The sequence below is a fragment of the uncultured Lutibacter sp. genome, from assembly GCF_947495725.1.
Lineage (GTDB): Bacteria > Bacteroidota > Bacteroidia > Flavobacteriales > Flavobacteriaceae > Lutibacter.
Window position 1 is genome coordinate 227,535 of sequence record NZ_CANLZZ010000003.1, and the last position, 14,318, is coordinate 241,852.

General features: G+C 28.3%; 13 protein-coding genes. 1 reads left to right on the forward strand and 12 read right to left on the reverse strand.

The window, feature by feature from the left end:
• Positions 1-104: 104 nt before the first annotated feature.
• Positions 105-722 carry an acetate uptake transporter gene (locus Q0776_RS07970; protein WP_298366812.1) on the forward strand — a complete coding sequence of 206 codons (618 nt, stop codon included), beginning with the start codon at positions 105-107 and terminating at the stop codon, positions 720-722.
• Between the two features lie 90 nt (positions 723-812).
• Here the strand turns inward: Q0776_RS07970 and Q0776_RS07975 are convergent, their stop codons facing one another.
• The 12 genes from Q0776_RS07975 to Q0776_RS08030 form a co-directional block, all read right to left on the reverse strand.
• Complete coding sequence (locus Q0776_RS07975; protein WP_298366815.1) at positions 813-1,394, reverse strand: hypothetical protein; 582 nt, start codon at positions 1,392-1,394, stop codon at positions 813-815.
• A gap of 103 nt (positions 1,395-1,497) precedes the next feature.
• Positions 1,498-2,016, reverse strand: a complete 519-nt coding sequence (locus tag Q0776_RS07980) for an EF-hand domain-containing protein (RefSeq protein WP_298366817.1) — start codon at positions 2,014-2,016, stop codon at positions 1,498-1,500.
• Positions 2,017-2,089: 73 nt separating this feature from the next.
• Positions 2,090-5,371: an exo-alpha-sialidase gene (locus Q0776_RS07985; RefSeq protein ID WP_298366819.1), complete on the reverse strand. Its 3,282-nt coding sequence runs from the start codon at positions 5,369-5,371 to the stop codon at positions 2,090-2,092.
• Between the two features lie 331 nt (positions 5,372-5,702).
• Entirely contained in the window at positions 5,703-7,010 is a 1,308-nt protein-coding gene (locus tag Q0776_RS07990; protein ID WP_298366820.1) for an MFS transporter, read from the reverse strand.
• 6 nt (positions 7,011-7,016) lie between these two features.
• Positions 7,017-7,931 (reverse strand): EamA family transporter, encoded by a 915-nt coding sequence (locus tag Q0776_RS07995; protein ID WP_298366821.1) that lies wholly within the window; start codon positions 7,929-7,931, stop codon positions 7,017-7,019.
• A gap of 78 nt (positions 7,932-8,009) precedes the next feature.
• Positions 8,010-9,563: a DEAD/DEAH box helicase gene (locus Q0776_RS08000; protein WP_298366823.1), complete on the reverse strand. Its 1,554-nt coding sequence runs from the start codon at positions 9,561-9,563 to the stop codon at positions 8,010-8,012.
• 76 nt (positions 9,564-9,639) lie between these two features.
• Positions 9,640-10,116, reverse strand: a complete 477-nt coding sequence (locus Q0776_RS08005; protein WP_298366825.1) for a hypothetical protein — start codon at positions 10,114-10,116, stop codon at positions 9,640-9,642.
• A gap of 14 nt (positions 10,117-10,130) precedes the next feature.
• The gene (locus tag Q0776_RS08010) at positions 10,131-10,985 is read right to left on the reverse strand and encodes a biotin-dependent carboxyltransferase family protein (protein ID WP_298366826.1); all 855 of its coding nucleotides are present in this window, start codon (positions 10,983-10,985) and stop codon (positions 10,131-10,133) included.
• Positions 10,978-11,709, reverse strand: coding sequence for a 5-oxoprolinase subunit PxpB (pxpB, locus tag Q0776_RS08015; protein WP_298366829.1), 732 nt, complete (start codon positions 11,707-11,709; stop codon positions 10,978-10,980). Before pxpB ends, Q0776_RS08010 begins: the two co-directional genes overlap by 8 nt.
• 8 nt (positions 11,710-11,717) lie before the next feature.
• Complete coding sequence (gene pxpA, locus Q0776_RS08020) at positions 11,718-12,434, reverse strand: 5-oxoprolinase subunit PxpA (protein ID WP_298366831.1); 717 nt, start codon at positions 12,432-12,434, stop codon at positions 11,718-11,720.
• Positions 12,431-13,633 carry an Nramp family divalent metal transporter gene (locus Q0776_RS08025; protein ID WP_298366833.1) on the reverse strand — a complete coding sequence of 401 codons (1,203 nt, stop codon included), beginning with the start codon at positions 13,631-13,633 and terminating at the stop codon, positions 12,431-12,433. Before Q0776_RS08025 ends, pxpA begins: the two co-directional genes overlap by 4 nt.
• A gap of 172 nt (positions 13,634-13,805) precedes the next feature.
• Complete coding sequence (locus tag Q0776_RS08030) at positions 13,806-14,246, reverse strand: cold shock domain-containing protein (RefSeq protein ID WP_298366836.1); 441 nt, start codon at positions 14,244-14,246, stop codon at positions 13,806-13,808.
• Between the last annotated feature and the right edge of the window lie 72 nt (positions 14,247-14,318).

Below are 14,318 nucleotides of genomic sequence, written 5' to 3' on the forward strand. Positions count from 1 at the left end.
GAAATCGTAATAGTAACTATTTATTTTAACTGACAAAAATCATCAACTTATACCTATTAAAGTTGGTATTTTAGCGACTTGTTTAAAATTGAATATTTAAAATTATGAGTACTACAAAATTAGGAAATCCGGCAGTTGTGGGATTGGCAGGATTTGGTTTAACAACATTATTATTACAATTTCACAATTTGGGCTTAATTGGACTTGGTCCGGTGGTTGCAATGGGATTTATATTTGGAGGCTTAGCGCAAATGATAGCTGGTTTTTTAGAACAAAAAATGGGTAATAACTTTGGTTTTGCTGCATTTGTAAGTTATGGATCTTTTTGGATTGGATTAGGAATTATTTGGATGTTAAACAATTCTGGAATTTATGTTTCATCACATACTGATGTTGGTTACTACTTAATTGGTTGGACGTTACTAACATTAATATTTTGGGTTGGATCTTTATTTATCCATTCTGCAATGGCCTTTACATTTACAACTTTAGTAATTGGATTTGTATTACTTGATTTAGCTCATTTTGGATTTCCTCAAATGACAACTTTAGCTGCATATGTGCTAATTGTATGTGCTTTAGCTGCATGGTATATGATGGCTGCTGTAATTATTAATGATGTTGCGGGTAGAGCATTATTACCGGTTGGTAAACCTTGGGTGAGCTTAAAAGAAAATCAAGAAAACGTTGCTACAAAAGCCAAATTAAGTCACCAACATTAGACGAACTTTATACTTATAAAATACAAGCCGAATTAGAAAAAATCTAATTCGGCTTTTTTTAATTATTAATTTGGTTAAACTTAATAATAATTATTTCTTTTTGGCATTTGCTTTTTTCCAGTCAACACCTTTTTTAAGCTCTTCTAAAGTTACTTTACCATCATCATTGGCATCACTTCCAATAAATATATCTTCACCGTTTCTTGGGTTTCCTTTTTTATCTTTTTTGTCCTTATAAAAGGCTTTCATTTCTTCTAAAGAAATTGATCCATTTTTATCTGAATCCATCCAATTTAATTTTCTTTCGCTTTTATCTTCAGGAAGTTCTTTACTCATTTTCTCTTTAGCCTTAGTAACTACTTTTGTCTTAGCAACTACCTTTCCTTGGTTTACCTTTTTCCAGTTAACTTTTTGTTGTAATTCATCAACTGTTACGCTACCATCATTGTTGTGATCCGAGCCAATAAATATTTCTTCGCCATTAATAGCCTGCCCTTTTTTGTTTTTTTTACCTTCATAAAAAGCTTTCATTTCTTCTTTACTTATTGAATTATTTTTATCCTTATCCATCCAACCAAGTTTTTTCTCTGCTTTCTCTTTTGTGTCCTGAGCATTAACACCTACAAACGTAAATAAACCTAAAACTAATACTGTAACTCTTATAATTTTCATAAATCTATTGTATATATAATTAATAACTCAAATGTACTAGTGAGATATTATTTTTATGTATTTGCTAATAATTTAAATGTTGTTGACAATAAATACTGAACTTTTATTCTTGTTTTTTACGCAATGGTTTAAGAAATTCTTCAAGTGTTATTTCCTTGTTTTTATTAATATCAATATGTTTAAAAAATCGTTTGTAATTAATTGGCTCACCTTTTTTATTATTCTTATTCTCAAAAAAAGATTGAAATTCTGAAATATCAATTATTTCATCCTTATTTACATCTATTTTTTTAAAGGTCTTACTTTTATCGTTTGCCCAATTATTTACCCTCTTTTTATTTCCTTTTTTTGTATTGTAAAAAGCCCTTGAGCCTTGTTGACTATATTCACTAAAAGTTAAAATTTTATCACCATTTAAATCTTTAGAATTAAACAAAACTTCAGCATTTATTTCTCCCCCTGTTCTATTAAATTTACCTAAATAAAATCTTTTAAATTCTTCAATTTCAACAAATGAATCTCCATTTCTATCCATTTTGTCAAAATTTTCTCTTCCACCTTGTGCAATTACTTGTGAAATTGTAAAAAGTCCAAAAATTAAAATAATATGTTTAAATTTCATCTTGTATGTATTTAAAATTAACATTTGTATTTTAACTCTTAGACTCTTTTAAAACTATTTAGTTTAATTAAACTTATTCTTTAAAATCATATCCTCTTCCAGGAGTATATGGAGCGCCAGATTTCACTAATTTATTTTCTAATTCTTTAATATTAACATTAAACAAAGTTTCCACTATCTTTTTAATAACATCAATCTCTGCTTTTGCAATTAAATAGCTGTCTAAATGTGTTTTTGTTGGTGCCGAAGTTGAATACTTTTGCTCATAACTAATACTTCCTAGTCTGTTTGCTGGATTTTGTGGCTGATCAATATCTAATTTAGTTTTTATTGGATCCCCATGTAATTCAGTATTAACTATTTTTAAAGTTTGTTCTATTTGTATAACATCTTTTGAAAATAAATCAATCGGATTTTCTGCTCTTATTATGGCTTCTTTAATGTATTTTAATTTCTTTTGAATTTCCGAAATCATAGTTGTAGTACTTCCATAATCTGCTTGTAACTTAACAACTTGCTTTTGAAAGGCTGTTTTAGCTTCTCTATCTTCTGCTGGTAATACAGTGTTGTTAAGTGCAATTACATTAAATGAAACTGGTTTAACTAAAGATATTAATGTTCCATTTTTGTATAATTGCATCTCAATAGAATAGGTTCCTGGAGTAACCAAATTCCCTTCATCAATTGGTTCCCAAGGATTGTAAAACGATGATTTCCTAAAATTAATAGGATTTTGAAGTGTGTATCTTAAATTCCATTTAAACCTTTGCAAACCTTCTGTTGGTTTTATAAATTCTTTTTTAACAACAACTCCTTTATTATTTTTTATAGTAAACAATAATTTTGTTTCAGGTTCATTTAACTCTTCTTTTAGTTCATTATAATTAGGATAGGCTACATCACTCTTATTCGCTATTAATTCTTTTTCTTTTTTAACTCTTATTTCTTTTAGTGTTTCAAAAGTGTGGTTGTAATAAAACGTAAACAAAGCCTCTGGCCCTAAATTTTCTGCAGTATAAAAATTATCTCCCTGAAATGCTTTACCTGGCAATCCTAAAGGTTCACTTTTTTCCCAAATTAAAGCATCTCTTATTGGATATATTTTTGCATTATTTTGTTGATCATTTTTTATTGTTCTTAACGCAGAATAATCATCTAACACATAAAACCCTCTACCAAATGTACCAAGTACTAAATCACTCTCACGTTCTTGAATAGTAATATCTCTAACAGCTATAGTAGGTAAACCATTTGATAATTGACTCCAAGATAAACCTTTATCAGATGAAAAGAAAGCCCCAAATTCAGTTCCACAAAAAATTAGATTTTCATTTAAATGATCCTCTTCTATTGAATAAACACTTCCACGTTCGGGTAAATTAGAACTTATATTTTTCCAGTTTTTACCTTTGTCTTCCGATTTAAATATATAAGGTTTAAAATCGCCATATTTATGATGGTTGAAAGCTACATAAATTACGTTTTTATTATGTTTAGACAAATAAACTGCATTTACATAAGACTGTTTTGGAGCTCCCGGAATTAAATCAACTTTATTCCAAGTAGCACCGCCGTTTTCAGAAATATGAATTAACCCATCATCTGTTCCAATAGCTAATAAATTCTCATCAATTGGAGATTCAGAAAGCGCAACAATACTCCCGTATAATGATGTTGAACCATTTTTTGCAACAGCATCAATACTTAAAACTCTGTCATATACCTTAAGCGTATTTCTATCAATTTGTCGCGATAAATCATTACTTAAAACATCCCAACTATTTCCATAATCATTAGAACGAAACACTTTATTAGCTGCAAAGTATAATCTTCCTTTTGCATGTTTACTAACTGCTAATGGAGCGTCCCAATTAAAACGGTAAGCATCTTCATTTTTTCTCTCTTTTGGTTGAATTCCAACCTTTTCTCCACTTTTTCTATCAAAACGAACCAAAACTCCATATTGCGATTGTGCATAAACAATATCCGGATTATATGGGTCTATTTGAGATTCAAACCCATCACCTCCATTTGTTATAAACCAATCGGAATTTGTAATACCATGATTAGTAATTACTCTTGAAGGACCACCTAAACTAAAATTATCTTGAGTTCCACCATAAACATTATAAAACGGAAAATCATTATCTACGGCTACTTTATAAAATTGTGTTACTGGTAAATTTTCTTTAAAATCCCAATTTTTTGCGGCATCAAAGGTTTCATACATTCCTCCATCGCAACCCACTAACCAATGTTTATTATTATTTGGATTTATCCACATACAATGGTTGTCTACGTGCTTATAAACTTCTCCTACTTTTTCGAAAGTTTTACCTCCGTTATGTGAAACAGACATCCAAGTGTCCATTGAATAAATTGTGTTTTCGTCAACAGGATCGGCAATAATTTCTTGATAATAATTACCACTTGTTACATGATTTCCACGTTTTTTCCAACTTGCGCCTCTATTTGTAGATGCAAAAAATCCACCTTTATTGTCTGCTGCCTCAACAATAGCATAAATAATTTCTGGATTTACAGGTGAAATAGCTAAACCAATTCTACCAAGTTCAGTTGTTGGTAAACCTTTCTCTATTTTATTCCAAGTAACTCCACCATCAATACTTTTTTGTAATCCAGAACCTGGTCCTCCTCCAACATACGTAAACACGTGTCTTCTGCGCTGAAATGTTGATGCATAAAGAATATCTGGATTTCTTGGATCCATTACAACATCATTTACACCTGTATGCTCATCAACATCTATAATTGATTCCCAAGTTTTTCCTCCATTTATAGTTTTATATAAACCTCTTTCACCTCCTTTACTCCATAAAGGACCAATTGCTGCAACATATACAATATCAGAATTTTTAGGGTGAACTATAACTTTTCCAATATGTTCCGATGTTTTTAAGCCCATATGCTCCCAAGTATTTCCACCATCTAATGATTTATATACGCCATCACCATATGAAACTGATCGTTGATTATTGTTTTCCCCTGTTCCAACCCAAATAACATTTGAATTATTTGGATCCATTGTTATACATCCAATAGAATAAGACCCTTGCTTATCAAATATAGGTTGATAGTCCACTCCAGAATTTATAGTTTTCCAAACTCCTCCTGAAGCTGTTGCAACATAATATTCAAAAGGATTGTTAGGATTCACTGCAATATCTGAAATTCTTCCAGAGGTTAAAGATGGACCAATACTACGCCATTTTAATCCGTCAATTTTAATAGTTTCTGTAAGTTGCTTAACCTCTTTTTTATTTTTCTTTTGAGCGTTTATTGAAAATAAACCAAAAAATAGTACTGAGATGTAAATAAGAATAGACTTTCTCATATATTTATTACTTTATAAAATGTTTAATTATTTAAGTTTTGCTATCAAATATAAGAAAGTAAATTGGTAATCAAATAAATATGTTTATAACATATGTTGCAAATTTAGATTGCTTAAATAAGCAACTTTTATATACAATTAACTCATAGTTATCTAGTAATTAATCATATTACTACAAATTTTTTCATTAGAATAATAGATACTTTTAATTATTACGGTTTTAAAAAATTTATAAAACTTACCAATTACCTAATAATTCTAAATAAATAAGTAAAATTCGAAACACTTAAGAATTTCATAAAAATAAATTCTTTAGAATTAGATTATTTAGTTATTCTTTTAATTTTGGGCGTTTTATTTTTAAAGAAGCTATTAGTAAAAATAAAACAAATGCAAATCCAATATATCCAATATAGCTATATGAACCAAAATTTGTAAAACTTGCACTAAACATACTTGGAGCAATTGCACTAGCAATTACTAAAAAGCTCATAATTTTACCAGTTATTGAACCTAAATATTTTCTTCCAAAGTACTTTGGCCAAGATACAGCGTTTACTACCGAGAAAAGCCCTCCTAAAACTCCTAAACCACCAATAATCATATATACACCAAATAGATAGTCTAAAAATATTAAACCTATTGAGGCTATAATTCCACTTAGAAGCATTGCATATAAATAAATTTTATGGTCTATATAATCACTTAATATGTTGCATAAAATAGAAACTGAAACTGCAATTATAGAAATTGGTAAAAATATTGCAATTGCCTGATCTTTAGTGTATTTTTGACTTTCAAAAATAGATATTACATGAAAAGTAAAACCTGTAATAAAAAAGCTGTTAAAAGCTAAGATTAAACCAAACATCCAAAAAATCCTAGTTTTTTTTGCTTCTTTTAAAGTGAAATTTATTTCTTGTTTATTACTAATTTCACTTTCTACATTCTTAATTCCATCTATTTTCAGATTAAAATCTTCGGGATTGTTTTTGTAAAATTGGAATACAAAAAAACTAAAAATAAATAAACATAGCGACATTATTTGCCAGGTTAATTGCCAACCATTGGCATCAATAAGTTTACTAATTATAATTGGTGAAATTGAAAAACCTAAAGAAATAGCAATACTACTTATAGAGTTAACTTTCCCTCTATTTTTACTAAACCAAATCATAATCATATTACGAGAAGCCATAGTTAGTATTCCTTGTCCACTTAACCGAATAAAGAAAAAGAAAACTGTTATAACACTAAAGGAAATTACCCAAGAATTAATACTGAATAATTTTTTTAAAAAATCACTTATTTCTACTGAAACCGAACATAATAAAAGGGAAAAAGCTAAAAATAATGTTGCTAAAAAGGCAATATAACGTGCACCAAATTTATCGAACCAAAATCCTGCTTTTGCTACTAAAAAAGAGCTTAAAAAAGTTCCTATCATATATGCATTGCTAAACTGGTTTCTAGAAAGTCCAAGAGCATCTTTAACAGGATCTGTAAAAACAGATACACCAACTGTTTGACCTGGAATACTTGCCCAAATACCAATAGTTCCTATTAACAAAACAATATAGCCGTAATAGAAGGGGAATTTTGTTGGGTTTACAAAAGTATACCTATTTAAATCTTGCATTATTAGTTATTTTTTAAATCTAGAATATAACGTAAGTTTTTTCTTTGTGTTTATAAAAAATACACCTGTTAATAAAACAATTGCTGCAATAACAGATTGGGTAGATATTTGTTCATTTAAAAAATACCAACCTAAAAATAAAGCAATTATGGGATTTACATAGGTGGATGTTGCTACTTTTTCTGGCGAAACAACTCTTAATAAAAAATTAAATGCTGTAAATGCAACTATTCCTCCAAAAACAATTAGACCTATTATAGAATAAAGTACTGGTTGGCTCCAATTAGATATTGGTACCCAGTGTTCTCCAAATAAAAAACTGGCAATTAACAGCATTATTCCTCCTGTAAACATTTGATAACCTGTATTAATAAAAAAATTAGAAGGTAAGTCTGCTTTTGCAACAAAAAGACTACCGTAACCCCAACTTAACATACACGAAAAAATCATTAACATTCCTGTAACGGTTCCTTCTTGAGTTACTATTTCCTTTTGGCTAACTAATAAATAGATTCCAATAATCCCCAATAAAACTCCAATAATTGACATTGGTTGTATTTTTTTACCTTCAAAAATTAACATTAAAAGCAAAACTACTAATGGTTGTGCAGATATTTCTAAGGCGGTAAAACCACTATCAACAAATTTCAAAGCCCAAACCACTACTCCATTTCCATAGGTTAAAAATAAAAATCCTGCAATGGTACAATTTATAAGTTGCTGACGTGTAATCGTCAATTTTAATCCTATTACTTTTGCAATGATGAAAATTAAAATTGAAGCCGATAAAAACCGAATAGCAGCTAGTAAAAACGGCTCAATTTCTGCAACAGCAATCTTATTTAATAAATATGTTGACCCCCAAATAACATAAATTGAAAAGAAAGCTAAAATTACTAGTACTTTGTTATTTGACTTCATTCAATAAATCTTTAACAATTGATAAATTTACTTCATTCCATTTCATCAATTGAAAGGAACACTTATTGAACTAACTATTTAATCTTCGGGAGGATAACCGTTAATTTCCTCGAAAATTGCATCAAAATTTGCCAATAAATAAGCTCTAAGTTTTTGTCTGTAATCTTCTTTTAACCAATCTGTAAAACTATTGGTACTTTTACAAATACATTTAAGGTATTGCTGAATTCTATGGTCAATATCGTCACCTATTTCTTTGGCTAATATTAAAGCATCATATACATCTTCACTATTTTCTGTACAAATTCGAGCATGTTGTTCAATAGATCTAGACAATACAACTTTTGAAGATTCTCCACTTTGAATAGCATCGGTATATGCCTTTTTAATGTTAAAACTTACATCGTCTGTTTTTGAAAATTTTTCTCTTAACTCTTTAGGCATTTCATACCTGAAATTGCTTTCTAATTCTTCATCATTAATTAAATTATCTAAATAATAATTTGGTGACTTAAATATTTTTTGCCAATTTAAATTTGCACCCCACATTCCAAATCTGTGAAAATTATTACCTAAATCAATTACATTAAATGAAGTTTTATCCTTTAAAATTCGAGATCCTCTACCAATCATTTGATAATATAATGTCAAAGATCGTGTTGCTCTATTTAAAATTATGGTGTCAACTGTAGGTTCATCAAATCCGGTTGTTAAGATACTAACTGAAGTTAAAATTGCATTTGGTGTTTTCTTAAACCATCTTAAAATAAATTCTCTTTCTCTTTTTGTAGCGGTATTATCTAAATGCATTATGGAATAACCAGCCATTTTAAAAGCTTCAAATACATTTATAGATGTATTAATACCATTGTTAAAAATCAATGTTTTTTTGCCTTTTGACCGCTCTTCATAAGCTTGTACTAACTTATTTAACATATCGCTATTTGAATATAAATCGTCTGAAGATTTTACTGTATAATCTCCATTTACTCCAACTACCAATGATGTTAATCCAACATTATATGAATAGGTTTTGGCACGTGCTAAAAATTTGTTTTTTATTAACGTTTCAATAGACTCACCAATAATTAATTCTTCGTAATTATCAGTCATAGGTAACTGAATATTAGAACTTAAAGGTGTAGCTGTTACTCCTAAAATAAATGAATTATGGAAAAATTTTAATAATTTAGTAAAAGAGTTATAATGTGCCTCATCAATAATTACTAAACCAATATCTGAAATATCTAATTTATTATCATTCAATCTATTGTTTAAAGTTTCAACCATTGCAACGTAGCAAGAATAATCTTGATGATCGTCCAAATTAGCTTTACTATCAATAACTTTATTAACAACACCAAAATCAGATAACATAGAACAAGTTTGTTTACACAACTCAATTCTATGCGTTAATATTAAAACTTTACTTTTATGGTGTTTTAAATATTGACGAACCAGTTCTGAAAAAATAACAGTTTTACCACCACCTGTAGGCAATTGAAATAATAAATGGTAGTCGTTTGGAGCTTCTTCAAATCTTTTGAAAATTTTATTAATAGCTTCTCTCTGATAATTATAAAGTTGTTTACCAGTTTTCTTTTCTTCTAGTTCTATTGTAGTTAACGTCACAGCTTAATTTTAAAAAACATACAAAAATAGGGTCTTTAAAAGGTCTTTTAAAGTATTTTACTATTTATTTTTAAAATTATTTTTTTAAACCTTGTATTTCAAGGCTATAATCGTACTGTAAATCCTCGTGAAGTGTTCCAATTATTTTTTCAATTAATGCAATTTGACGCTTAAAAATATTTAGTAGTTGTACATTTTTATAAATTGAAGGTTTTAAATTTTTTAATTGGTTACAAAAAAACAGTAATAATTCTACCTCGGTCTCTTTCTTTTTTGAATAACGAATATATGTTTTTATAATTCTTAAAATTTTCCGAACGCTTTTTTTTATAAAATAATAACTCGAAGTATTAATTTCACTAAACATGTTTTTTACTTCTTCTTTTATATTCGAAATATATAGTTCTTCATTTGAGGCTTCATACAACAAGTAGGTTAAAAGTTCTTTATTTTCTTTTTTAAATTTTGAAAGTCTTAAAACTAATTCCATTAAATCTGTGTTTGATAAATAGCTTAATTCATTTTTTAATTCTTTTACCGTTGCTGCTTTCATCTATATTAATTCGTTTATTTGTAGCTATTTAATTTAAATTTAACACTGTCATTTGTAGTTTTTTGAGCCAAAATAGCAATTGATTTTTCCGATAACTGCAATACCCTTGGATATCCCCCTGTAGTTTGAGAATCTTTCATTAAAATTATTAACTTTCCTTCTGGAGTTAATTGAATAGTTCCGGGAATAACCGGACTTGTTATCATAGAAATTGAATGTTTTAAAACTGTTTCACGAAGCCTATAACCCATTCTATTATTTTTACTCGAAACATTAAATTTGGTTGAAAGTAATTTATTTTGTTGTTGCTTGGAAAACATATCATATTCAGGCCCAGGGAAAACTTCTAGAATATCAGTTTCAAAAAAAGGTGTTTGATTGGTTAAAATTCCTTTAGAATCAAAGCTTTTAAAATTTTGAATAGAAATAGCAATTCTGTCATTTTTATTTAATTTCATTCTACTAGTAATCCCCGCGTAATAGGATTTACTATTTAAAATATTTTCTTCCAAAAAACCTCCTAAAACGGCCAAATAACATCTAAACCCAGTTATTAAAATACCAAATGATAGTACGTCCCCTTTATTTATAGTGTATACCTTATTATTTAAAATTGAAACGTTATTTATTTTAGGAGAAATATTAGCACCAGAAATTGCAATTTTTGTTGATACAAAAAATTCTAAGGTTGGACCTTGCATCGTAATCTCCATTACCGAATTAGTTAAATTATTATTCAGAAGTGAATTTGCAATATTAGCCGAAAATGAGTCCATTGTTCCAGCCAATGGTATTCCAAGTTGACGAAATCCAAACCTTCCTCTATCTTGTATACTTGAATATATTCCCGGTTTTAAAACTTTAATCATTTATAAAATGCTTTTGTAAATTAAATGTACCCATTTTACATTTCTCTTCAATTATTTCAAATTCATTAAATGAAACTGGGTAAAATTGAATGCAGTCACCAGTAGAAATTTCAATTGGCTTTTTTCTATTTATATTAAAAATATAAATGGGTGTTTTACCAATTATTTGCCATCCTCCTGGAGAGTTTTGAGGATAAATACCTGTTTGGCTACCTCCAATTCCAATAGATCCTTTTGGAACCACTAACCGAGGTTGAACTCTTCTCGGGAAATTTAACTTATCATTTAAACCGCCTAAATATAAAAACCCTGGTAAAAAACCAATCCCATAAACTGTATATATTGCATTAGAATGTAATGCTATAATTTCCTCTTCATCTAATTGCATTTCGAATGAAATAAAATGGAGATCCATTCCAAATATTTCATCGTAACAAACAGGGATTTTCCATAATATTTTGGATGTTTTTGTTTCTATTGAAACTGTTTCGTATATTTTTAAAAGTTCTTCTTTGAGTTGCTTAAACTCTATATTCAAATTATCGTACAAAACTAACATAGAGCTATATACGAAATTTATATCAATAATTTGTTTAATGTTTTTTTGTTTTATTCTTTCTGAAAAATCACAAATATCATTAAGTATTTCTTTTGAAATTACTTTTGGCCATTCAATTAAAATAGCATTTTCTCCATACTGTTTAAAAATAATATTGAATGGCATTTTTTTACTTATTTATTAAAATTAATAGCAATTTCATTAATAATTTTGTTAGCATTTTCAGTGTCTGAATGAATGCAAAATGTATCTGCTTTTATAAACACTTTTTTACCAGAAATTGTTTTTACAAAATTATTTAGAAAAATATTAGAAATTTGATTTATCACATCCTTGGGTGAGTTTAAAACAGCATATTCTTTGTTTCTAGAAACTAAACTAAGATCGTTATTATAACTTCTATCTCCAAAAGCTTCAAAAATAACTGAAAAGCCCATTTTTTCTGCAATATTAGATATTACCGAATTATAAGGAACATATAGTTTTACATTTTTTTTATACTCGAAAATTGCGTCTAAAAAAAGTTTTGATAATTCGTTATTTTTAGCAATATCATTATACAAGGCTCCGTGAGGTTTTATATGGTTTAACATTCCTCCTTTTTCCAAAACGATAGACTCTACTAATTTTATTTGCCCTCGAATAGAATTTATAAATTCTAATGAATCCATTTTTAGAGTTATACGTCCAAAATTATCCTTATCTGGATACGAAGGATGTGCCCCAATTTTAACACCATATTTAATGGCTAAATTAACAACGGTTTTTATAGTTTGAGCATTTCCGGCGTGTCCTCCACAAGCAATATTACAAGACTGAATAAAAGGCATTAAATGTTGTTCATTATTAATACCTTCTCCTACATCACAATTTACATCTAACTTTTTCATAATAATTCTAACACTTTTAGAACACTTTTAAAACCTAATACCAATGTTATAAAAATTACTATTGTTGATACTACATTTTGAAATTTAGTATTTCTATATACACCTAAAACCGATGATTTGTTTACAATCCACAATAAAAACAAGGCCACAACAGGTAATAAAATTCCATTTGCTATTTGGGCGAACTTAATTACCTCAATGGGGTTTAATTCTAAAGATGAAAATAAAACTCCAGTAATCAATATCACAAACCAAACACTTCTAAATTTAAAAGATTTTAGTCCGCCATTCCAACCGAAGCAATTATTTGCAACAAATGAAGCAGCTAAAGGCGCCGTAATAGCAGATGTAATACCAGCAGCAAACATCCCAATACCTAAAAAATATTTTGCATATACACCATACAACGGCAACAAACCTGCTGTTAAATCTTTAACACTCTGAATATTAGTGCTATTTATAGATGCTGCGGTAATAATTATTGACATTGAAACAATACCTCCTAAAATAATAGAAATTAAAGTGTCCTTTTGAGCATATTTTAAGTCTGAAGAATTCTTCCATTTTTCAGAAACTAGTGATGCGTGTAAAAATAAATTATATGGAACAACTGTTGTTCCAATCAAACCTATTATTATTAAAATACTATTTTGAGGAATTGAAGGAATAAACATTCCTTGTAAAATGGCAGAAATTGATGGTTTTGTAATAATTGCCGTAATTAAAAAAGAAAAACTCATTAGAAGAACAAGTCCTATTAATATTTTTTCTAATATTTTGTAATTCCCTATCCACAATATAATAAAAGCTATAATGCCAATTAAAAATGGATATATATTTATTGTTGTAAACTTAAAAACTTCATTAATACCAATAGAAGCTCCTGTAATATTTCCGGCTTCATAAGCTGTATTACCAATTACAATGGCCGAAAAGATTAATATTAATGCAATTTTTCTTAGAATTGGAGATGAAATTTGTTCTTTAATTACTAAAGCTAATCCTTTTTGAGTAATAATTCCAACTTTTGCCGACATCCCTTGTAAAACAATTGTTGCAATTACCGATAAGGTTAAAGCCCATAAAAGTTTAAAACCAAAATTAACTCCTGAAATAGAACAAATTGTAACTGTTCCTGGACCAATAAATGCTGCTGTAACTAATGCTCCAGGCCCTATATTTTTAAACCATTTAATCATTTAAAAGTAAATTGATTTACTCAAAAATACTTAAAAATGTTCTAATAATGGTTGCAAATAACTAATATTAAAAATATAGTTAAATAATTTATTATAAATTTTAAAAACTAACTGTTTTAAACGAAAAAAAGCTACAAATTGTAGCTTTTTTTAAAAATTATATTGTTAAAACTTAAATTTTCTTAACTCTTACTGCGTTCATACCTTTTAATCCTTTTTCTAGCTCGAAAGTAACTTTATCATTTTCTTTAATTTCTTCTAATAAACCACTAACGTGAACAAAAAACTTTTCTTGAGAATTGGTGTCTATTATAAAACCAAAACCTTTTGAACTATCAAAAAATGAAACCTTTCCTTGTCTATCTGCAGCTACTTCCTCTTCTCTATCCTCTTTTTTAGGAATTCCAATTTCAATGCTTTCTGCATCAACCTTAATTTTTTTGGTAGGATCTGGAGGAGTACTAGTCAATTGACCATATTCATCTACATATACAAACATGCTATCCTGCCCGCTTGCTTTACGTTCTTCTTTTCTAAGAAGTTTGTCTTTCTTTTTCTTTAATCTTTTCTTTTCTCTCTCTTTTTTACCAAATGTTTCTTGTGATCCTGCCATTAAAAATTATTATTAAGTTTTTTAAATGATTAAATATTAATTGGTTAAAACTTTTATACCAACAACCATACG